This is a genomic window from Mesorhizobium comanense, assembly GCF_005503535.1.
In the GTDB taxonomy this organism is placed as follows: Bacteria; Pseudomonadota; Alphaproteobacteria; order Rhizobiales; family Rhizobiaceae; genus Mesorhizobium; species Mesorhizobium comanense.
Map to the genome: position 1 here is coordinate 385987 of NZ_SCNN01000002.1, position 21176 is coordinate 407162.

Sequence of the window (21176 nt, forward strand, 5' to 3'; positions counted from 1 at the left end):
TCAACAGGACCAAGTCAACTGCGGCAGCATCGGCCATGACCAATGAGTTGGGCGACATCGGATTCGGCTACCGGCCGCGCGCGCCCTATGCCACGGATCCGGCGCGCTCGCGCGGCCGGCTGTTCGACGAGGTCGAGAGCCCGACCCGCACGCCGTTCCAGCGCGATCGTGACCGCATCATTCATTCGACGGCGTTCCGGCGGCTCAAGCACAAGACGCAGGTCTTCATCGCCCATGAAGGCGACCATTATCGCACCCGTCTCACCCATTCGATCGAAGTGGCGCAGATCGCGCGGGCTCTGGCGCGGGCACTGCGCGGCGACGAGGATCTCGCCGAGGCGGTGGCGCTCGTGCATGATTTCGGCCACACGCCCTTTGGTCACACCGGCGAGGACGCGCTGAACGAGAAGATGACGGCGTGGGGCGGGTTCGACCACAACGCGCAGTCGCTGCGCATCGTGACGAGGCTGGAGGCGCGCTACGCCGAATTCGACGGCCTCAATCTCAGCTGGGAGACGCTGGAGGGGCTGGTCAAGCACAATGGCCCGTTGACCGACAGCGCTGGCAACGGCCTGAAGGGACCGGTGCCGCAGGCGATTCGCGACTACTCGCAGCTGCAGGACCTCGAACTGGACAAGTTCGCCGGCATCGAGGCTCAGTGCGCCGCCATCGCCGACGACATCGCCTATAACACGCATGACATCGACGACGGCCTGCGGGCTGGGCTGTTGACGCTTGACATGCTGGAGGAAGTATCGCTGCCCGGGGCGATCCTGAGGGGGGTGCGCGAACGCTACCCGCGGCTCGATGACGTGCGCACCGGCCACGAACTGATGCGGCGGCAGATCACTGCCATGGTCGAGGATGTCATCGTCAGCGCGTCCGCCAATCTGGAGCGTGCTGGGCCGCAAAGCGCCGACGCGGTGAGGGCGGCGGGCGAAACGATGGTGGCCTTTTCCGCCGAGATGGCCGCGGCCGAGAAGGAGCTGAAGGCATTCCTCTACAAGCACCTCTATCGCCACCAGGAGGTGATGCGGGTGCGGGCCGGCGCCGACCAGATCGTCAGGGACCTGTTCGACGTCTATTTCGCCGATCCGCGCGCCATGCCGGATGGCTGGCGCGAGGGGCTGGACCGGGCCGACGACCGCATCAAGGCACGCAGCGTTGCCGACTTCCTGGCCGGCATGACCGACACTTACGCGCTGAAGGAACACAGGCGTTTGTTTGACCGCACGCCGGATTTGAGCTAGGGCGGGCTCGATTTTGCCGGCCAACGAGCCGGATTCGTCATAAAGCCGCCAGAGCAATACCCATGAACATCTTCGCCGATTTCACCGCGCGGGTCACAAAGGCTGTCGAAGCGCTCGATCTGAAAGACAAGGACGGCGTTTCGCCCGACCTGTCGCGCATTGCCGTCGAGCCGCCACGCGACGCCAGCCATGGCGATCTCGCGACCAACGCGGCGATGGTGCTGGCCAAGCCCACCGGCCAGAACCCGCGCGTGCTGGCCGAGAAACTGGCCCAGGCGCTGCGGGAGGACAAGGACGTCGCCGCAACCGAGGTCGCCGGCCCTGGCTTCGTGAATCTCAGGCTCCAGGACGGTTTCTGGCAGGCGCATCTGTCGGCGCTTCTGGGCGAGGGGCGCAACTATGGCCGCTCGACGATCGGGGCCGGGCGGAAAACCAATGTCGAATATGTCTCGGCCAACCCGACGGGACCGATGCATGTCGGCCATTGCCGTGGCGCGGTCGTGGGCGATGCGCTGGCCAACCTGATGGCGTTCGCCGGTTACGACGTGACCAAGGAATATGTCATCAACGATGCGGGCTCGCAGATCGACGTGCTCGGGCGCTCGGCGCTGTTGCGCTACCGCGAGGCGCTTGGCGAGGATATCGGCGAGATTCCGGCCGGGCTTTACCCCGGTGATTATCTCGTTCCGGTCGGTCACGCGCTGGTCAAGGAGTTCGGCCGCTCCCTGCTGCAGATGCCCGATGACGAGGCGCTGGCAATCGTCAAGGACAGGACCATCGATGCGATGATGGTGATGATCCGTGAAGATCTGGCGCTGCTCAACGTGCATCACGACGTGTTCTTCTCGGAGCGGACTCTGCATGCCGATGGTGCGCGGAAAATCCGCTCGGCGATCAACGACCTGACGCTCAAGGGCCATATCTACAAGGGCAAGCTGCCGCCGCCCAAGGGCGAGAAGCCGGACGATTGGGAAGACCGCGAGCAGACGCTGTTCCGCTCGACGGCGGTCGGCGACGACATGGACCGGGCACTGGTCAAATCGGACGGATCTTTCACCTATTTCGCAGCCGATGTGGCGTATCTGAAGGACAAGGTCGATCGCGGCTTCGTCGACCTGATCTATGTGCTAGGCGCCGACCATGGCGGCTACGTCAAGCGGCTGGAAGCTCTGGCTCGCGCCGTTGCCGGCGACGATGTCAAGCTCACGGTGCTCCTGTGCAATCTGGTCAAGCTGTTCCGTGACGGCGAACCGGTGCGCATGTCGAAGCGGTCCGGCGACTTCGTCACGTTGCGGGAAGTCGTGGAAGAGGTCGGCCGCGACCCTGTGCGTTTCATGATGCTCTACCGCAAGAGCGACGCCCCGCTCGATTTCGACTTCGCCAAGGTTACCGAGCAGTCCAAGGACAATCCGGTGTTCTACGTGCAGTACGCCTCGGCGCGCTGCCATTCGGTGTTCCGGCAGGCAAGCGAGCAACTTGGCGAGGCGAATTTCGATCGCAGCAGCCTGGCGAAGGCGGCGGCTTCGCTGACCGATGAGGGCGAGATCGGACTGATCCGCAAGCTCGCGGAGTATCCACGCCTGATCGAGTCGGCCGCTCTTGCGCTGGAGCCGCATCGGCTGGCATTTTATCTCTATGATCTGGCTTCCAGTTTCCACGGACACTGGAACCGGGGCACGGATAATCCGGACTTACGTTTTGTTAAGGTTAACGACCGACAATTGACGCATGCCAGACTAGGGCTGGTGCAGGCTGTTTCGGATGTTCTGACGTCCGGCCTGACGCTGATCGGAGCCGCCGCGCCCACCGAAATGCGTTAGGTTTGACTAAAACACCTGTCACCTTTTGCCCACATTGCGCTGGTAAGGGCCAACCCTGCGCGACGTCAATGGCGTCCGACTGAGTGCGAGTTCGGGAACAATAATGGCAGACAGAACCCAGCTGAGAGTAGCCGACAACAACGACATCGCCGACGATGATCCGTTCGCGGAGCTGACCAGGATCATGGGATTCGACCCGCGCCAGCCGGTCAAGGCGCCGGCCCAGTCGAAAGCCGCTGTTGCCAACCCGTCCGTTGAAGAGAGCGATTTCGACATCGATCTCGAAAAGGAGTTGATGGGCGAGTTCGACGCCGACGTCAGCGTTGCTGCTCCGGCTGTCGAAGCCCCAATCGCCGAAACCCGTGAGCCGGCGTTCGAAACGGTGGCCAGCCATTCGGCCGACGATGATCTTGCCTTGTCGCTCGACGATGATTTCCACCTGGACTTCACGGGCGCCGACCACCATTCGGCTGATGCCGGCCATGCGCAGCCCGTCGTGGCCGCTTCGTCGCCCGCATCCGATTTCGACGCCGATTTCGACAATGCTGTCGCTGGTTCGCTCGAGGGCGTCTTGCCCTTCGAGGACGACCAGTCGATGGGCGACGATCTCGCCGCCTCGCTCGATCGGGACTTCCACATCGAGGTCCCTGAGAGCCGGCACGCCGCCGCGGAGGTGCCGGCGGCCGTCGAGCCGGTCTCCGATCATGAATTCGATGACGCTGTCGCGCTGTCGCTCGAAGACGAGTTGACGCTGGACGGCCATTCCGACGATCAGCGTCATGCTGTGGCCGTGGTCGATTATCCGGAGCCGGTGGCGGCTGTCACGAACGAGACCCAGGCGATTTCCGAAGAGGATTTTGCGGGTGAGTTCGATCATGCCATGGCTGATGTCGATTTCGACACTCCGGCGCATGACCCGATGGCCTTTGATGAGGCGCAGGCGAGCGAAATGGCCGCTGCCTTGGACACCCGGAGCCATGACTCAAACCCGGAAGCGGTGTCCGATCACGCTTTCGATCTGGACTTCGACGACGCGTTCGCCGAGACGCTCCATGAGCCGGTCGCCGAGGTGGCGGCCGTTCCCGCTTGGCCGGCGCCCCCTGCCGCCGTTGTCGCGTCCGTTGCTGCCGTCGCGCCGGCGGTTTCCGTCGCTCCAGCGCCTGTAGCGGACGAGCGCAGCCTTGAGGATGAATTGAACGCGCTTCTGGGCGCCATGACCGCGCGCACGGCGCCGTCGGTCAAGGAAGCCCCCGTGGCGCAGTCGGTTGCAACTCCCGTTCTGCCGCCCGTCGCCGCTCCGGTGAAGGCCGCGGAAGAACCTGCCGATCTTGTTGGCGATCTCGACTGGGGTCTGGACGAGCAGGTGCCCGAGGGCTCGCATTCCGCCGATAGCCACAACGCTGCCGATGCCGACCTCGACACCATGCTGCTCGATGAACTTCAGGGTCAGGATTTCGGCTCGGATGGCGTCGATCACGTCGATGTCGATTTCGACAACGACGCCTTCGATGCCGCCCTGGCCAAGAGCCTCGATCCGCGTGACGAGCCGGCCTCCCGACGGGATCAGGCCGATTCGCTCGACTGGCTGGCGGAGCGCTCGCCTCCGGAGGAACCGGCCCGCTCCTGGAGCCGGGTGACGCCGGTTCCCCAGCAGGCCGCATTCACCGCCCAGCCCGCTGCCTCGATGGCGGCCAGGGCTGTTGCTGTACCTGAAGTGGCCGTGGTGCCTCCATACCGTCCGGCTGAGCCGATGGCGGTCGCTCCCTATGCGGCGCCGGCATCGGTACCGCAGTCGCGGCAGTCCTCGCGCTATGAAGAAATGCCCGATGTCGAGACGGTCGACGTGCCGGAGCGCGTGGTGGCGGTGGCGGACGATCTCGACATTCCGGAACTGCACTTCGAGGAAGATGAGCGGGCCGCGCCCGGCTATGATGAACTCGACGCCGAGTTCGCAAGCCTGCTTACGGAAATGAATTCCGTGGAGGTCGCGCCCGCCGCTGCGCCTGCTCCCGCGAGCAGCGCGTCCTATGCGGATGACGCCTACAGCGCCGGCTTCAACGCAAACTACGGCGCGGCAAATCCGGGATATGGCGAAGCCAATCCGGGATATGGCGCTGCCAATCCGGCCTATGCGGCCTCACATTCGGGATACCAGGAGCCCAGGCCCACCTATCAACCGGAAGCCCGCACCTATGCGGCACGGCCGGCCGAGATGCCGGCACGCGCGGCTTCCACGGCCTATGCCGATGCCGCCGACGGTTTCGACGTCGACAACTTGCCCGGCGGCCAGCCGGTCTCGCAGGCGGACGATTTCGCCGTCGACGAACTGGACTACGATCCCGAACTCGATGAGGCGATGTCCGTCCCGGGGCTCGGCGAGCGCGAAGCAGCAAGGCCCTCGGGCCGGCGCGGTCTGTTCATCGCCGCCATCGTCGGCGCCGTGGCGGTTGCCGGCGGTCTCGGCGCCTTTGCGCTGTCTTTCGGCGGCAAGGGCAGCGGCGAGGCGCCTGTCATCGTCAAGGCCGACAATTCGCCGATCAAGGTCAAGCCGGAAAATCCCGGCGGCGCCGTGGTGCCGAACCAGGACAACAAGGTCTATGACGCGGTGATCAAGGGCGCGAAGCCCGCCGAGCCGGTCCAGCAGAAGCTCGTGACCAGCACGGAAGTTCCCGTGGACGTGCAGGCGAAGGATCCGGCCCGCGCCGCCGACCTTTCCGCCGACCAGGGTGCTGCCGCCGGCGCGGATGGCGGTGGCGATGTTTCGACTGCTGGCGCGGCTCCCGCCGACACCTCGGCGCCGGCGCCCAAGTCCGAGGACCGCATCGCGCAGGTGCTGCAGGATACAGACAAGGGCAACGGTGCCGATGTCGTTGCCGTCGCGCCGCGCAAGGTCAGGACCATGGTGGTCAAGTCCGACGGCTCGCTGGTGGCGCGCGAGGATCCGGCGCCGGCCGCACCGCAGATCGCTTCGGCCGAGCCGACCGATCCGGCGCCACAGCACGTGGCGCCCTCGGCCCAGGCCGACACCGACCAGACAGGCACCGTGGCTCCTGCCGCCGCGCAGGATGAGCCGGCGCTGAAGCCCGCCGCCAAGCCGGCCAAGGCCGAAGCCAAGGCGCAGTCGGCCAACACGCCGTCCAAGGTTCCGGTGGCGCCGCAGCGTCCGTCAGACCAGCCGGTCGATGTCGTCGGCGAGGTCAAGCCTGATCAGGTCGCTTCGATCGATCCGGCCTCGACCGCCACGGGTGGCGGTTCGTGGTCGATGCAGGTTGCTTCGCAGCCGACGGTGGAAAGCGCCCAGTCGACTTACCAGGATCTGCAGCGCCGCTACGGCAGCGTGCTTGCCGGCCGCACGGCAAACATCGTCAAGGCCGAAATCGCCGGCAAGGGCACGTTCTACCGTGTCCGTGTCACGGCCCAGTCGCGCAACGATGCCATCAACCTCTGCACCAGCTACAAGGCTGCCGGCGGCAATTGCTTCGTGTCGCGCTAGGCATCGATACAACCGTTCTGAACCGGCGCGGCCCAAGACCGCGCCGGTTTTCGTTTAACTGTATTCGTGTGTCGATTTTTCATATGCCCGGCTTTTTCATGTGGAAGCATATGTCGCGGTTGCTGTCGGCAGACGGTGATGATTCCCTTTGAACGCGCGAAGCCCTAGACTCCTGAGATGACCGAATCAAAATCCATGATCCTCGGCTGTGCCGGGAAATCGCTCACCCGCGAAGAAATCAGCTTCTATCGCGATGAATGCCCGTGGGCCTTTATCCTGTTTGCGCGCAACATCAGCGAGACCGAGCAGATCCGGGACCTGGTCGCGCAGATGCGCGATTGCATCGGCCGCCCGGACGCCTTGGTGTTCGTCGACCAGGAAGGCGGAAGGGTGCAACGCCTGCGGCCGCCGCTGGCGCCGAACTATCCCGCGGGCGGCGCACTCGGCGCTCTGTGGCGCGACGATCATGACGCCGGTGCCCGTGCCGCCTGGCTGATGGCGCGCCTGCACGCCTTCGATCTCCTGCGCTACGGCATCACCGCCGATTGCCTGCCGGTGCTCGACGTGCCGATAGATGGCGCCAGCGATGTCATCGGCGCGCGCGCCTACGGCAAGGACCCGCGGCCGGTGATCGAACTCGGCCGGGCCGCCGCTGAAGGCCTGATGTCGGGCGGCGTATTGCCGGTCATGAAGCACATACCGGGCCATGGCAGGGCTTTTGCCGACACCCATTTCGAACTGCCTGTCGTCAACGCCTCGCTGAGCGACCTGCAGCGGCATGATTTTGCCCCGTTCCGGGAACTCAGCCATCTGCCGATGGCGATGACGGCGCATGTCGTCTACAGCGCCATCGATCCCAAGAACCCGGCGACCACCTCCGGCAAGGTCATCGACGAGATCATCCGCCGCGAGATCGGCTTTGACGGCTTGCTGATGAGCGATGACACCTCGATGAAGGCACTTTCTGGGGATTTCCCGACAAAGGCGGCCGCGATCCTTGCGGCGGGCTGCGATCTGGTCCTTCACTGCAATGGCGTTTTCGAGGAGATGTCGGGCATTGCATCGCGGACCAAGGGGCTTGAGGGCAAGTCGCTGGAGCGCGCCAAGCGGGCGATGACCTATATACAGAAGCAGGACGCGGTCGAAGAAACCGAGATACGCGCCGAATTCGCCACCTATTTCGATGCGGTGGCCTGACGAAGGGAAGTGACGGGGCTGTGGCGGAAACATTGGAAAGCAAGGCTGCGAAGGCCGCACCGATGGACCGCCTGTGGGCCGAGAACGATGAGTCACGGCTGACCGGCGATCCGTCGCTTGTTGTCGACGTGGCCGGTTTCGAAGGTCCGCTCGATCTCCTGCTGCATCTGGCGCGCAACCAGAAGGTTGACTTGGCGCGTATTTCCATCTTGGCGCTTGCCGAGCAGTATCTGGCCTTCATCGAGACGGCGAGGGCGTTGCGGCTGGAACTGGCGGCCGACTATCTCGTCATGGCGGCCTGGCTGGCGTTCCTGAAATCCAAGCTTCTGATCCCCAAGCAGCCGGGCGAAGAAGGCGAAAGCGGCGAGGAACTCGCGGCCGTGCTGCAATTCAGGCTGAAGCGGCTCGAAGCCATGCGCGACGCGGCCGCACGGCTGGTCAACCGCAACCGGCTCGGCCGCGATGTCTTCGCGCGTGGCATGCCGGAGATGGTCATCATCGAGAAGCGCAATACCTATTCGGCATCGCTCTACGATCTCTTGACCGCCTATGCCCAGCAACGCCAGAAGCAGGCCATCACCAATGTGACGATCGCCCGGCGCGGCGTCTGGTCGCTCAAGGACGCGCGCGACATCCTGACCCGGCTGATGGGGTCGTTGCGCGACTGGACCTCGCTCGACAGTTTCCTGATCGACTACCTGGCCAGCCCGGAAGAACGGCGCACCGCGATCGCCAGTTCGTTCGCCGCCACGCTGGAACTGGTGCGCGAGCGCAAGATGGATGTAAGGCAGGACGAGGTGTTCGCGCCGATTTACCTGCGCGACCACCGGGCACCGACAATCAAGGCAGCCGAGGTGGCATGATGAGCGAACGCGCCAACGCTTCTGTTATTCCCTTCAAGCTCGAGGACGAGCCGGAAGCGGGCGGGATCGATGAGGCTTCCGTGCAGAACGCGGCACAGAATCCTGCCGAGCGCCTGCATCTGGCGGAGGCCATGCGCATGGCCGAGGCGATTGTGTTCGCCAGCGCGGAGCCCGTCAGCGAGAAACAACTGGCGGCGCGTCTGCCGGACGGCATCAACGTTTCGCTCGCCATGGCGGAGTTGCAGGAAATCTATGCGCGGCGCGGCGTCAACCTGGTGCGGGTCGGCGATGCCTGGGCGTTCCGCACCGCAGGCGACCTGGCCTTTCTGATGAGCCGCGACACGGTGCAGCAGCGCAAGCTGTCGCGCGCTGCGCTGGAGGTTCTGGCAATCATTGCCTATCACCAGCCGGTGACGCGCGCCGAGATCGAGGACATCCGGGGCGTCGAGACTTCAAAGGGCACGCTCGACACGCTGCTCGAGACGGAATGGGTGCGTATGCGCGGCCGCCGCAAGACGCCCGGCCGTCCCGTTACTTATGGCACGACCGAGACCTTCCTCGATCATTTCGCGTTGGAGGAAATTCGCGATCTTCCGGGCATGGAGGAACTGAAGGGTGCCGGTCTGCTTTCGGGCCGCATGCCGTCGAATTTCTCGATTCCGCAACCGCCGGCCGATCCCGACGCCTTGACCGAGGACGAGGATCCGCTGACGGACATCGACCTCGAGGAGCTCGGCCTGTTGACGCCGCGCGTCACGGAAGATTGACCGCGCTCGTCTATCAAAAGCTGCTTTGCGCCTTTACATGCGCCGTTTGGTAGCGGGCCGCATCGCTGAAAATGCGTGACATCCGGCAGCCTTTCATAAACTCTGTCGCGGTTGTGTTTGAATCCCAACGCGAAAACGCATAGATCATCGCCAGGGAAAACATTCGAGAGAGATTTGCTATGGGTTCATTTTCGATTTGGCACTGGATGATCGTACTGGTCATCGTGCTTCTGGTGTTCGGCCGCGGCAAGATTCCCGAGCTGATGGGCGACATGGCCAAGGGCATCAAGAGCTTCAAGAAGGGCATGGCCGACGACGACGTTGCCGACGACAAGCGCACCGTCGAACATCGTGCCGACGAGACCGTTTCGGCAGTGAAGGAAAAGGCCAGCAAGAGCTGAGCCGAAAACAATTGCTTCGTGCATGTCGGTCCGGAGCGCTCCGCATTTTTCGGGGCGGCATGCACTAGTCGGAACGAATAGCCATGTTTGAAGTCGGCTGGACCGAAATGCTGGTGATTGCGATCGTTATGATCGTGGTCGTCGGTCCCAAGGATTTGCCCAATATGCTGCGCACCTTCGGCCGCACGACGGCCAAGCTGCGTGCTATGGCAGCCGACTTCCAGAAGCAGTTCAACGAGGCGCTGAAGGAAGCCGAGCTCGACGACGTCAAGAAGTCCGTCGACGAGTTGCGGGGCCTGAGCCCCATGTCCGAGATCAAGAAGCAGCTCAATCCGTTCGAGCAGGCGGCGGCCGATGTGCGTGCCGGCGTCGACGCGGCGATGAAGCCGAAACCGGCCGCCGATCCGACGGCACCGGCGGCCTCGACGCCGCAGCCGGCTGAGCCGTTGAAGAATGGCGCGACGATCATGCCTGGTGCACCGGAGGCCTCGCCGCCAACGCCTGCCTTCCCGGCCATGACCGATGAATCGGTTGTCGTGCCGGCGCCTGTCGCAGCGCCGCGGGCGACCGGGGCGAAGCGGGCCACCAAGGCCGCGCCGGTGAAGGCAGCCCCCGCTGCAAAGGCTGCGGCCAAGGGCTCGACCGGCAAGGCCGTTGCAGCCAAGGCGCCCCCCGTCACCAAGGCTTCGGCGAAGACCGCCGCGCCGGCAAAGCCCGCCGTGGTCAAGACCGCCGCCAAGTCGGCCGCAAAAGCCGAACCGAAACCTGCCGCGGCCAGGAAGCCGGCGGCCAAGAAGACGGCGGGAGCCGCCAAGTGAGCGCAACGGATAAGGAACGAGACGAGATCGAGAAGTCGTCGGCGCCGCTGATCGAGCATCTCATCGAGCTGCGCCGCCGGCTGATATGGTCGCTCGGCGGCTTCTTCGTCGCATTCCTGGTGTGCTTCTTCTTTGCCAAGAAGCTGTTCAACCTGCTCGTCATCCCGTTCAAATGGGCGACCAAATGGGCGGGCCTCGATCCGCACAAGGTCGAGCTCATCTACACCGCGCCTCAGGAATTCTTCTTCACGCAGGTCAAGCTCGCCATGTTCGGCGGCATGGTCATCGCGTTTCCGCTGATCGCCACCCAGATCTACAAGTTCATCGCGCCGGGCCTCTACAAGAACGAGCGCAACGCCTTCCTGCCGTTCCTGATCGCGTCGCCGATCCTGTTCCTGATGGGCGCATCGCTGGTCTATTTCTTCTTCACGCCAATGGTGATGTGGTTCTTCCTAGCCATGCAGCAGGCGGGCACGGACGAGCAGGTGCAGATTTCGCTGCTGCCGAAAGTGTCGGAATATCTCAGCCTGATCATGACGCTGATCTTCTCTTTCGGCCTCGTGTTCCAGCTGCCGGTGGTGACAAGCCTGATGACGCGCGTCGGCATGCTGTCGTCCAAGGCGCTGGCCGAGAAGCGCAAATGGGCGATCGTCATCGCCTTCGTCGTCGCGGCCGTGCTGACCCCGCCAGACCCGATGAGCCAGATCGGTCTCGCCATCCCGACTATCCTGCTCTACGAGGTCGCCATCTGGGCCGCGCGGTGGATCGAGCGCAGCCAGGAGCGCGAGCGTCTGGCGCGCGAGAAGCAGGAAGCCGGTGAGACCGTCGCCGACAAGGCGCCGGACGAGCCTCCAGCGCCGGCGGCTTCGTAAGGCCGTCGGCAGCGGCGGAAAACGACAACCGCCGCCCAGCCCCGTCTTGCATCGATCAAGGATGCGGTTTACGCCCCTCAAACCCAGTTTGAGGACGGATGGACCATGCTTGACATCAAATGGATTCGCGACAACCCGAAGGCCCTTGTCGAGGCGCTGGTCAAGCGCTCGTGGTCGGCTGACGAGGCGCGGTCCACGGTCGATGGACTGATCGCCAGGGACGAGGCGCGGCGCGAACACGTCACCGAGCTCCAGACCAAGCAGGAGCGCCGCAACGCCGCCTCCAAGGAGATCGGCAACGCCATGCGTTCGGGCGATGCGGCACTGGCCGAAAAGCTCAAGGCCGAAGTCGGCGACATCAAGATCTTCATCCAGAACGGCGAGGCGCGCGAGCGCGAGCTCGACAAGGCGCTGAGCGACGCGCTGGCGGTGCTGCCCAATGTGCCGCTCGACGACGTGCCGGTCGGCAAGGACGAGCACGACAACGTCGTCAGGCACATTGTCGGCAAGGTGCCGACGCGACCGAACTGGGTGAAGGAGCATTTCGAGATCGGCGAAGCGCTCGGCATGATGGATTTCGAGCGCGCGGCAAAGCTGTCGGGCTCGCGCTTCACCGTGCTGAGGAGCGGGCTGGCGCGGATGGAACGAGCCATCGGCCAGTTCATGCTCGACCTGCACACGACCGAGCACGGCTATGAGGAGGTGATCCCGCCGCTGATGGTACGCGACGAGGTGCTTTTCGGCACCAACCAGCTGCCGAAGTTCGAGGAGGATCTGTTCTTCACGCCGCACGGGGAGGGCAGGCTTGGCCTGATCCCGACTGCCGAAGTGCCGCTGACCAATCTGGTGCGTGAGGAGATATCAGCGCATGAAAAGCTGCCGCTTCGTTTCACCGCGCTGACACCGTGTTTTCGCTCCGAGGCCGGCTCAGCGGGGCGCGACACGCGCGGCATGCTGCGCCAGCATCAGTTCTACAAGGTTGAGCTGGTGTCGATCACCGACCAGGAGTCTTCGCTCGCCGAGCATGAGCGCATGACGCAATGCGCCGAGGAGGTGCTGAAGCGCCTGGAATTGCCGTTCCGAACCATGGTGCTGTGCACCGGAGACATGGGTTTCGGTGCGCGCAAGACCTACGACATCGAGGTCTGGCTGCCCGGCCAGAACGCCTATCGCGAAATCTCGTCCTGCTCTGTCTGCGGCGATTTCCAGGCGCGCCGCATGGATGCCCGCTACAAGGACAAGGACGGCAAGGGCAACCGCTTCGTCCATACGCTCAACGGTTCTGGCACCGCCGTCGGCCGCGCTCTCATAGCTGTCATCGAAAACTACCAGAATGAGGATGGCAGCGTAACGATTCCTGAAGTGCTGCGGCCTTACATGGGCGGTCTGGAAAAGATCGAATCGAAATAATGCGCATTCTTCTGACCAATGACGACGGCATTCATGCCGAGGGGCTGGCGTCGCTCGAGCGCGTCGCCCGCACGCTCTCCGACGATGTCTGGGTGGTGGCGCCCGAGCAGGACCAGTCCGGCTACGCGCATTCGCTGTCGATCTCGGAGCCGCTGCGGCTAAGGAAGATCGGCGAGAAGCATTTTGCCGTACGCGGCACGCCGACCGACTGTGTCATCATGGGGGTGAAGAAGATTCTGCCCGCCGCGCCTGACCTGATCCTGTCCGGGATCAATTCCGGAGCCAACATCGCCGACGATGTGACCTATTCGGGAACGGTCGCCGGTGCCATGGAAGGCACGTTGCTCGGCATCAAGTCGATCGCGCTCAGCCAGGGCTACTCCTATGTCGGCGAGGACCGCGTCGTTCCCTATGAAACCACCGAGGTGCTGGCGCCGGCGCTGCTGAAGAAACTCGTCGCGACGCCGCTGCCGGAAGGCGTGCTGCTCAACGTCAATTTTCCCAACTGCCTGCCCGAGGAAGTCGTCGGCACTGTCGTCACCACGCAGGGCAAGCTGGTGCACAGCCTGTGGGTCGACGAGCGCCGCGACGGGCGCGGCCTGCCTTACTACTGGCTGCGCTTCGGCCGCGAGCCGGTGGAAGGCAAACAGGGCACCGACCTCCATGCGCTGCGCAACCGCCTGGTGTCGGTAACGCCGCTGCAACTCGACCTCACCGCGCATGAGATTCGTGACCAACTGAGCAAGGCGTTGTCATAAATAAGGTTTTGGCATGAACCAGGGTTTCCCCATCGATGACCGCGAAGGATTTGCCGCTTTCCTGCTGCGCCTGCGCGGCAGGGGAACCGTGCCGAAGGCGCTGATCGCGGCTTTCGAGGCGACGCCGAGGCGGGGTTTCCTGGCGCCGCAGTTTCACCCGATCGCCTGGTCCGACCGCATGCTGCCGATCGAATGCGGCGAGGCGATCGAAGGCGCCGACATGCAGGCGGCGGTCATCGCGGCCCTTGCCATCGAGGCGGGAAACCGCGTGCTCGAGATCGGCGCCGGCTCCGGCTACACGGCGGCGGTGATGTCGCGGCTGGCGGCGCGGGTCGTCACCATAGACCGCTACAAGACGCTCGTTGAACAGGCCAGGCAGCGGTTTGAGGCGTTGGGCATCGGCAATATCATCGTGCGGCAGGCGGATGGTTCGGCCGGACTGCCGAATGAAGGACCGTTCGACCGCATCGTCGCCTGGGCGGCCTTCGACAGCCTGCCGCGCTTCCTGCTCGACCAATTGTCGAGCGGCGGCGTGGTCATCGCGCCGATCGGCCCGGAGGAGGGCGAGCAGGTGCTGGCCAAGCTGACCAAGGTCGGCAGCCGCTTTGAGCGTGAGGATATAGGCCTCGTGCGGCTGCAGCCTATCTTGCGCAGCCTGGCGGCGGTGATATAGGCGCCAAGCCGGCGTTCAGGTGGTGCCGGGGCGGTTCCCTAACCGCTAAAGCGATAGTTCAGGTGCAAGCCGACCAGATCGACATCCTGGCTGATATGGTCGGTGCCGAAGCCGAAGCCGCCGATCCCGACGGGCGTGAAAGTGACGTCCTTGCCGGGCATGAACAGATGGTCGTATTCGACCGCAAGCGACCAATTCGGGGCGAAGCCATATTCAATGCCTGCGCCCAGCACACCACCCCAGCGGGTCTGGTCGCCCGCATCGCCGGCGAGCGTATCGGGAGACGGTGTGCTGACGACGTCGAAATGGTTGCCGGTCACGGCGGCGCCGCCCTTGGCGTAAACGAGGGCGTCGCTGAAGCTGTACCCCACCTGAGCCGTCAACAATCCATACCAGTCGACGCGGGAACGATTCGTGAAGGCTGGGAAAAATTCGGACTCGTTGGAGCCCTTCAGATCAGCCCAGTCGCCTTGCGCCTCCAGCCCGAACACCCAGTCGCTGCGCTGCCAGCGATAGCCGACCTGGCCGCCGGCTGTTCCGCCAGTGGCGTTGTGGCAGCCTTCGCTGAACGTCAGGCCAAAGAACGATGTGTCCCAGCATGAGTGGCTGGACCCCCAGCCGCCATTGGCGCCGATGTAGAAGCCGCTCCAGTCATAGCTGGCGGCGATAGGGGCCGTGACAAGATCGGCGGCGGACGCCTGCGTGACCGCGCCCAAGGCAGCGGCAGCCGTCAAAGCAACCAGAAACCGTTTCATCGGAGCCCTCCCAAGCTGCCTTTAGGCTATCTGAACTCGATGCTGCAGAGATGTTACATCGGCGCAACAGTCGGGGTATTTCGAGTGCCTCACGCGAAGCCGACGGGCACGAAACCTCCTCTGATAGGGCGGGACCTCATGTCTGTAGCCCTTGCCACGCTTGAAGCGCGCCTGCCGCCGTCCTGTAGCGGCCTCGAATGTTTTAAGAAAATTTGCGTCGGATTCTAATGGGTTAACCGGCCAGTAAGATTAACGCGCTTTAATCCTGTCCAGTTGGTGCAGAGTTTGTGCGGGTTAGTGCGATGCAACTCAGTGTTTTGAAGTCAAATGGTCGCAATCTGGCGCGGGGCTGCGCTGTTCTCATGATTGCGGGCGCGGCGGCGGGGTGCAGTTCCCAGGCTTCGCGGTTCAACAGCGTCGATGACGTCTTCACCTCCTCGACGAACAATCAGCGCGCCATCATCAACAAGCAGGATGCGGTTCAGCCCTATCCGGGCGATGTCTCGGCCGCGCCGCTGGATGGAAGCCACACACAGTCGGTAAGCCGTTCCAGCCTCGATCCGGTTTCGAGCCGGCCGTTGCCGCCGCCGGTTTCCGCCCAGGCTCAGCCGGCGCCTGCCGCCAATCCGGTGCGGGTGGCCTCGGCTCCGGCGCTGGTCAGGCCCGCGCCACGTGTCGACAGCACGACGACCGGCACCGTTGCGCCGGCTGCCAAGCCTTTCAAGGAAGCGCAGCCCGATGCCAGGGTGGCCGGTACGCCACATGCCACGGAGATCGTGGTCAGGGACGGCGAGACGATCAATGGCCTGGCGCAGCACTACAAGGTGCCGGCCGATGTCATCATGAAGGTCAATGGCCTGAGCGCCACCAAGGGGCTGAAGACCGGGCAGAAGCTGGTCATCCCGGCCTATGCCTACTCAAGCAAGGCCGAGCCCAAGGTCGCCGATGCCAAGCCGGCGAAGGACGGCAAGCGCGATCTGCCGGCGACCGCGCCGGACAAGGTGGCCGTCCTGCCGCAGCAGCCCAAATTGAAGGAAGGCAAGTCCGCGGCTCAGGTCGATGCGTCGGCCGCCGCGAACCAGCCCAAGGAGCCAAAGCCCGCGCAGGTGGCCAAGGCAAACGCCGCTCCCGGCACCTATACGGTCCAGTCGGGCGACACGATGTCCTCGATCGCCCGCAAGACCGGTGTCGGCGTCGTCGCGCTGAAGCAGGCGAACGGCATGAAGGACGGCATTTTGAAGATCGGCCAGACGCTGAAGGTGCCGGCGGGCGGCACGGTGGCCGTCGCCAGCGCCAAGCCGGCGAAGATCGATCCGGTGACCACGGCAACCACGCAGCCGGCCGCCAAGGCCACGCCGTCGGAAACGCTCGCTTCCTACACGCCGCCGAAGAAGGACACCAAGGTCATTCAGCAGGCCGAGGACGACGACGCGGTGGCGCCGGATGCAACCGGCATCGGCAAGATGCGCTGGCCGGTGCGCGGCCGGGTGATTTCCGGCTTCGGATCCGGCAAGGACGGCGTCGACATCGCCGTGCCGACGGGCACACCGATCAAGGCGGCCGAGAACGGCGTCGTCATCTATGCCGGCGATGGGCTCAAGGAGTTCGGCAACACCGTGCTGGTGCGCCACGAGAACGGCCTGGTCACCGTCTACGGCCATGCCAGTTCGATCGAGGTGCAGCGCGGCCAGAAGGTCAAGCGCGGCCAGGAAATCGCGCTGTCGGGCATGAGCGGCACGACGGACTCACCGAAGCTGCACTTCGAGGTGCGCAAGAATTCGGCCCCGGTCGATCCGTCGACCTATCTCGAATAGAAGAAAAGAAGCGATATGCGGGCCGTCTGACCTCCAGTCCGGCCCGCCGGCTCAGCCCGTTCCGCAAGGAGCGGGCTTTTTCAGTGGTTTGAGCTCGTCGCGGTGTTCAGAGGCCGGCGTTGGTGCTCCTCAATCCTTCAGCGGCTTGCCCAGCCGGCCGGCGAGGTCCTGGGTGAACTGCCAGGCGACGCGGCCGGAACGGCTGCCGCGTGTCGTCGCCCATTCCAGGGCTTCGGCGCGCAGCTTTTCAGGATCGATGTCGAGCCCATGATGACTGGCATAGCCATTGATCATGTCGAGATATTCGTCCTGCGAACATTTGTGGAAGCCGAGCCAGAGACCAAAACGGTCGGACAGCGAGACCTTTTCCTCAACCGCTTCCGAGGGATTGATGGCGGTGGAGCGCTCATTGTCGATCATGTCGCGCGGCAGCAGATGACGGCGGTTCGAGGTGGCGTAGAAGATGACGTTGGCGGGGCGGCCCTCGACGCCGCCTTCGAGCGCCGCCTTCAGCGACTTGTAGGATGTGTCGTCATGATCGAAGGACAGATCGTCGCAAAACAGGATGAAGCGGAACGGGGCAGCCTTCAGTAGGGCCATCAGCCTCGGCAGCGTGTCGATGTCCTCGCGGTGGATTTCGATCAGCTTGAGCGGCAGGTCGGAGGTGGCCTTTTGTGATTTGGCCTTTTCTGATTTGGCCTTGGCATTGATTTCGGCATGCACGGCCTTGACCAGCGACGATTTGCCCATGCCGCGCGCGCCCCACAACAGCACGTTGTTGGCCGGGTGGCCGACGGCGAACCGCTCGGTGTTGTCGACGAGTATGTCGCGGACGTGGTCGACACCGCGGATCAGGCCGATATCGACGCGATTGACCTTGCGAACCGGTTCCAGATAGCCGGGATCAGCCTGCCAGACGAAGCAATCGGCCACGTTCAGGTCGGTTTCAGGCACTGGCGGCGGCGCAAGGCGGCTGACGGCCTCGATCAGGCGATCAAGTTTCTTGTTGAGGGCATCGATCGTACTGTCGGTCATGTCGGTCTTTGTCTCTGCGTTCTGAAGTGTTGGCAGCGCGCCGATTCCGCCGGGTTCGAAACCGGTTGCAACCTTTTGTTCGAGCGTGATCTTTTCGCAAAACCGGCTCGCGCTTTTTGCGATCCTGCTCTAACACGGGCGAGCAGGCCGGAAAAGCAGCCGATTTGCCGGGCGGCGCAGTTGCATTGACAACTTTACCGACTATATTCCGGCCAAATTTCGCGGGGCCGCCAAATTACCCAGCACTCGGTTTGGCGGCCGTTTTTCTAAATTCAGGAGTACCTCGATGTTCGTGACACCGGCATACGCTCAAGGCGTTGGGGCTTCTCCCGACATGTTCATCAGCATTTTGCCGTTTGTCCTGATTTTCGTGATCATGTATTTTCTGATCATCCGCCCGCAGCGCACGCAGTTGAAGAAGCGCGGCGAGATGCTGGCGGCGGTCCGCCGTGGCGATACGGTCGTCACCGGCGGCGGCTTCGTCGGCAAGGTGACGAAAGTGATCGACGACAATGAACTCGAGATCGATCTCGGCGGCGGCACCAAGGTGACGGCGCTGCGTTCGACGATCGCCGACGTTCGCGTCAAGGGCGAGCCGGTGGCCAACCAGAACGCCAAGAAATAATCCAATTCCAGGCGGAGCGATCCGCGGACCTGCTCTGACGGACGACGCCATATGCTGTATTTCTCGCGCTTGAAGATGATCCTGATCTGGTTGGCCGTGGCCGCCACAGTGATCCTCGCCGCGCCCAATCTCATCCCCGCAAGCACGCTGGCCCAGCTTCCGAGCTGGGTGCCGAAGCGGCAGATGACGCTTGGTCTCGACCTGCAGGGCGGTTCGCACATCCTGCTCGAGATGAACCAGAACGATCTGATCAAGGATCGGCTGGAGACTTCGCGCGATGAAATCCGCACCCTGCTGCGCGACGCCAAGATCGGCTACACCGGTCTCGGCGGCACCGGCCGCACCTTGCAGGTGCGCATCACCGACCCGGCCCAGCTCGATGCCGCCAAGACGGCCTTGAAGCCGCTGACCGATCCGGTCGCGGCCGGACTGTTCAGCGGCGGCTCGATCCAGGAGATGTCGCTGGACGATTCCGAGCCGGGCCTGCTCAAATTCACTGTGACGGACGCCGGCATCAAATACCGCACCTCGACCGCATTGGCGCAGTCGATCGAAGTGGTGGAGCGCCGCGTCAACGAACTCGGCACGACCGAGCCGATCGTGCAGCGCCAGGGCGACAACCGCATCCTGGTCCAGGTCCCCGGCCTGCAGGACCCGCAGCGGCTGAAGGAAATCCTCGGCCAGACCGCGAAGCTGACGTTCCAGATGGTCGATCAGTCGATGCCGGTCCAGGACGCGCTCAAGGGCCGTCCCCCGGCGGGCTCGTCTGTGCTCTACTCGCAGGACGATCCGCCGGTTCCCTACCTGATCGAAAACCGCGTCATCGTGTCGGGCGAAAACCTCGTCGACGCGCAGGCGACGTATAATTCGCAGAACAATGAGCCGGTGGTTTCGTTCCGCTTCGATTCGAAGGGGGCGGCGCGCTTCGGTCAGGCGACCTCGCAGAATGTCGGCAAGCTGTTTGCCATCATCCTCGACAACCAGGTGATTTCGGCGCCGCAGATCCGCGAGCCGATCCTTGGCGGCACAGGTCAGATCTCGGGAAATTTCACCGCGCAGAGCGCCAATGATCTTGCCGTGCTTCTGCGTGCCGGCGCCTTGCCGGCGACGCTGACCGTTATCGAGGAGCGCACCGTGGGTCCAGGCCTAGGCCAGGATTCGATCCATGCGGGCAAGGTCGCGGGCATCATCGGCTCGATCCTTGTCGTCGCCTTCATGTTCGTCGCTTACGGCTTCCTCGGCTTCCTCGCCAACATCGCGCTGGCGGTGCATGTGGCCATGATCGTCGCGCTGCTGTCCCTGCTTGGGGCGACGCTGACCTTGCCCGGCATCGCCGGTATCGTGCTCACCATCGGCATGGCGGTCGATTCCAACGTGCTGATCTACGAACGCATCCGTGAGGAGCGACGAAACGGGCGATCGGTGATCCAGGCGATTGATACGGGCTTCACCAAGGCGCTGGCGACGATCGTGGACTCCAACGTCACGTCGCTGATCGCGACCGTGGTGCTGTTCTACCTGGGAACCGGGCCGGTGAAGGGATTCGCCATCACCTTCGCCATCGGCATCCTGACCACGGTGTTCACCGCTTTCACCTTCACGCGTCTGCTGGTGTCGATGTGGCTGCGCCGCGCTCGCCCGAAGGAATTGCCGAGGGCGCCGGTGACGTTCATTCCGCCCGGCACGAAAATTCCGTTCATGGGCATAAGGCGCTGGACGTTCGCACTGTCGAGCATCCTGTCGGTGCTGTCGGTCGTACTGTTCATGACCGTCGACATCAATTACGGCATCGACTTCAAGGGCGGCTCCTTGATCGAGGTGCAGTCCAAGAGCGGCGACGCCAATCTCGGCGATATCCGCAGCAGGCTGACGGAACTCAACATCGGCGAGGTGCAGGTACAGCAGTTCGGCGCGCCAAACGACGTGCTGATCCGTGTCGGAGCGCAGGACGCCGGCGAGAATGCCGAGCAGACCGTCATCGACAAGGTGCGCGGCGAACTGCAGGACCAGTATGATTTCCGCCGTGTCGAAGTGGTCGGGCCGACCGTGTCGGGCGAACTCGCCAAGCAGGGCACCATCGCCATGCTGATCGCGCTGGTCGGCATCCTGATCTATGTCTGGTTCCGCTTCGAGTGGCAGTTCGCGGTCGGCGCCATCGTCGCGACCGTCCACGACGTGGTCATGACGCTGGGCTTCTTCGTCATCACGGGGCTCGAATTCAACCAATCGTCGCTGGCGGCGATCCTGACCATCATCGGCTATTCGCTGAACGACACGATCGTCGTGTATGACCGCGTCCGCGAGGATCTGCGAAAATACAAGCGAATGCCGCTGCCGCAGCTTCTGAACAACGCCATCAACGAGACGCTGTCCAGAACGACGCTTACTTCGGTGACGACGATCCTGGCGCTCTTGGCCCTGGTGCTGTTCGGCGGCGAAGTCATCCGTTCCTTCACCATGGCCATGCTGTTCGGCGTCGTCTTCGGCACCTATTCGTCGATCTTCATCGCGGCACCGCTGTTGATCCTATTCAAGCTGCGGCCGCAGGCCACGGCCGATGAAGAGAAGCCGGTCGGCGGCGGCAAGGCGGTCGCGACCTGACGCGCGGCCCCGAAGGGGTGACGG

General features: G+C 63.9%; 17 protein-coding genes. 15 read left to right on the forward strand and 2 right to left on the reverse strand.

Translation table 11 applies throughout. The features are described from left to right. Positions 1-35 precede the first annotated feature (35 nt). The 12 genes from FFS37_RS06295 (at position 36) to FFS37_RS06350 (ending at position 14322) form a co-directional block, all read left to right on the forward strand. Entirely contained in the window at positions 36-1250 is a 1215-nt protein-coding gene (locus tag FFS37_RS06295) for a deoxyguanosinetriphosphate triphosphohydrolase (protein ID WP_137930072.1), read from the forward strand. Positions 1251-1312: 62 nt separating this feature from the next. Beyond that, on the forward strand, positions 1313-3070 hold the full coding sequence (gene argS / locus FFS37_RS06300) for an arginine--tRNA ligase (RefSeq protein WP_137930073.1): 1758 nt from the start codon (positions 1313-1315) through the stop codon (positions 3068-3070). 103 nt (positions 3071-3173) lie between these two features. Further along, positions 3174-6563 carry an SPOR domain-containing protein gene (locus FFS37_RS06305; RefSeq protein ID WP_137930074.1) on the forward strand — a complete coding sequence of 1130 codons (3390 nt, stop codon included), beginning with the start codon at positions 3174-3176 and terminating at the stop codon, positions 6561-6563. 177 nt (positions 6564-6740) lie between these two features. After that, complete coding sequence (nagZ, locus tag FFS37_RS06310; protein ID WP_137930075.1) at positions 6741-7760, forward strand: beta-N-acetylhexosaminidase; 1020 nt, start codon at positions 6741-6743, stop codon at positions 7758-7760. A 62-nt stretch (positions 7761-7822) separates the two neighbouring features. Beyond that, a complete protein-coding gene (locus FFS37_RS06315; protein ID WP_137930076.1) occupies positions 7823-8623 on the forward strand; it encodes a segregation and condensation protein A in 801 nt (266 codons plus the stop codon). Next, positions 8623-9390, forward strand: coding sequence for an SMC-Scp complex subunit ScpB (gene scpB / locus FFS37_RS06320; protein ID WP_137930077.1), 768 nt, complete (start codon positions 8623-8625; stop codon positions 9388-9390). The genes FFS37_RS06315 and scpB overlap by 1 nt, the downstream gene beginning before the upstream one ends. Before the next feature lie 179 nt (positions 9391-9569). Further along, positions 9570-9791, forward strand: coding sequence for a twin-arginine translocase TatA/TatE family subunit (locus FFS37_RS06325; RefSeq protein ID WP_010909892.1), 222 nt, complete (start codon positions 9570-9572; stop codon positions 9789-9791). Between the two features lie 83 nt (positions 9792-9874). Continuing rightward, entirely contained in the window at positions 9875-10609 is a 735-nt protein-coding gene (gene tatB / locus FFS37_RS06330) for a Sec-independent protein translocase protein TatB (protein ID WP_137930078.1), read from the forward strand. After that, positions 10606-11481: a twin-arginine translocase subunit TatC gene (tatC, locus tag FFS37_RS06335; protein WP_137930079.1), complete on the forward strand. Its 876-nt coding sequence runs from the start codon at positions 10606-10608 to the stop codon at positions 11479-11481. Before tatB ends, tatC begins: the two co-directional genes overlap by 4 nt. A gap of 105 nt (positions 11482-11586) precedes the next feature. Then, a complete protein-coding gene (serS, locus tag FFS37_RS06340) occupies positions 11587-12891 on the forward strand; it encodes a serine--tRNA ligase (protein ID WP_137930080.1) in 1305 nt (434 codons plus the stop codon). Then, a complete protein-coding gene (gene surE, locus FFS37_RS06345) occupies positions 12891-13649 on the forward strand; it encodes a 5'/3'-nucleotidase SurE (RefSeq protein WP_137930081.1) in 759 nt (252 codons plus the stop codon). Before serS ends, surE begins: the two co-directional genes overlap by 1 nt. 13 nt (positions 13650-13662) lie before the next feature. Beyond that, entirely contained in the window at positions 13663-14322 is a 660-nt protein-coding gene (locus tag FFS37_RS06350) for a protein-L-isoaspartate(D-aspartate) O-methyltransferase (RefSeq protein WP_137930082.1), read from the forward strand. 38 nt (positions 14323-14360) lie between these two features. Here FFS37_RS06350 and FFS37_RS06355 read toward each other — a convergent pair whose 3' ends face one another. Continuing rightward, positions 14361-15077: an outer membrane protein gene (locus tag FFS37_RS06355; RefSeq protein ID WP_137930083.1), complete on the reverse strand. Its 717-nt coding sequence runs from the start codon at positions 15075-15077 to the stop codon at positions 14361-14363. 302 nt (positions 15078-15379) lie between these two features. Between FFS37_RS06355 and FFS37_RS06360 the strand changes: the two genes are divergently transcribed. After that, entirely contained in the window at positions 15380-16891 is a 1512-nt protein-coding gene (locus FFS37_RS06360) for a peptidoglycan DD-metalloendopeptidase family protein (protein WP_137930084.1), read from the forward strand. A 129-nt stretch (positions 16892-17020) separates the two neighbouring features. On the opposite strand, the gene FFS37_RS06365 is transcribed toward FFS37_RS06360, so the two are convergent. After that, the gene (locus tag FFS37_RS06365; protein WP_137930085.1) at positions 17021-17926 is read right to left on the reverse strand and encodes an ATP-binding protein; all 906 of its coding nucleotides are present in this window, start codon (positions 17924-17926) and stop codon (positions 17021-17023) included. A gap of 286 nt (positions 17927-18212) precedes the next feature. Here FFS37_RS06365 and yajC point away from each other — a divergent pair, with 286 nt between their 5' ends. Further along, positions 18213-18551 (forward strand): preprotein translocase subunit YajC, encoded by a 339-nt coding sequence (gene yajC / locus FFS37_RS06370; RefSeq protein WP_008876289.1) that lies wholly within the window; start codon positions 18213-18215, stop codon positions 18549-18551. A gap of 51 nt (positions 18552-18602) precedes the next feature. Next, the gene (gene secDF / locus FFS37_RS06375) at positions 18603-21152 is read left to right on the forward strand and encodes a protein translocase subunit SecDF (protein WP_137930086.1); all 2550 of its coding nucleotides are present in this window, start codon (positions 18603-18605) and stop codon (positions 21150-21152) included. The last annotated feature ends 24 nt before the right edge of the window (positions 21153-21176 follow it).

Coding starts and splice junctions, on each gene's coding strand:
- FFS37_RS06365 (WP_137930085.1), bottom strand. CDS start 17,926: ATGACCGACAGTACGATCGATGCCCTCAACAAGAAACTTGATCGCCTG.
- FFS37_RS06295 (WP_137930072.1), top strand. CDS start 36: ATGACCAATGAGTTGGGCGACATCGGATTCGGCTACCGGCCGCGCGCG.
- tatB (WP_137930078.1), top strand. CDS start 9,875: ATGTTTGAAGTCGGCTGGACCGAAATGCTGGTGATTGCGATCGTTATG.
- secDF (WP_137930086.1), top strand. CDS start 18,603: ATGCTGTATTTCTCGCGCTTGAAGATGATCCTGATCTGGTTGGCCGTG.
- argS (WP_137930073.1), top strand. CDS start 1,313: ATGAACATCTTCGCCGATTTCACCGCGCGGGTCACAAAGGCTGTCGAA.
- nagZ (WP_137930075.1), top strand. CDS start 6,741: ATGACCGAATCAAAATCCATGATCCTCGGCTGTGCCGGGAAATCGCTC.
- FFS37_RS06350 (WP_137930082.1), top strand. CDS start 13,663: ATGAACCAGGGTTTCCCCATCGATGACCGCGAAGGATTTGCCGCTTTC.
- FFS37_RS06355 (WP_137930083.1), bottom strand. CDS start 15,077: ATGAAACGGTTTCTGGTTGCTTTGACGGCTGCCGCTGCCTTGGGCGCG.
- FFS37_RS06325 (WP_010909892.1), top strand. CDS start 9,570: ATGGGTTCATTTTCGATTTGGCACTGGATGATCGTACTGGTCATCGTG.
- surE (WP_137930081.1), top strand. CDS start 12,891: ATGCGCATTCTTCTGACCAATGACGACGGCATTCATGCCGAGGGGCTG.
- scpB (WP_137930077.1), top strand. CDS start 8,623: ATGAGCGAACGCGCCAACGCTTCTGTTATTCCCTTCAAGCTCGAGGAC.
- FFS37_RS06315 (WP_137930076.1), top strand. CDS start 7,823: ATGGACCGCCTGTGGGCCGAGAACGATGAGTCACGGCTGACCGGCGAT.
- FFS37_RS06360 (WP_137930084.1), top strand. CDS start 15,380: ATGCAACTCAGTGTTTTGAAGTCAAATGGTCGCAATCTGGCGCGGGGC.
- FFS37_RS06305 (WP_137930074.1), top strand. CDS start 3,174: ATGGCAGACAGAACCCAGCTGAGAGTAGCCGACAACAACGACATCGCC.
- yajC (WP_008876289.1), top strand. CDS start 18,213: ATGTTCGTGACACCGGCATACGCTCAAGGCGTTGGGGCTTCTCCCGAC.
- serS (WP_137930080.1), top strand. CDS start 11,587: ATGCTTGACATCAAATGGATTCGCGACAACCCGAAGGCCCTTGTCGAG.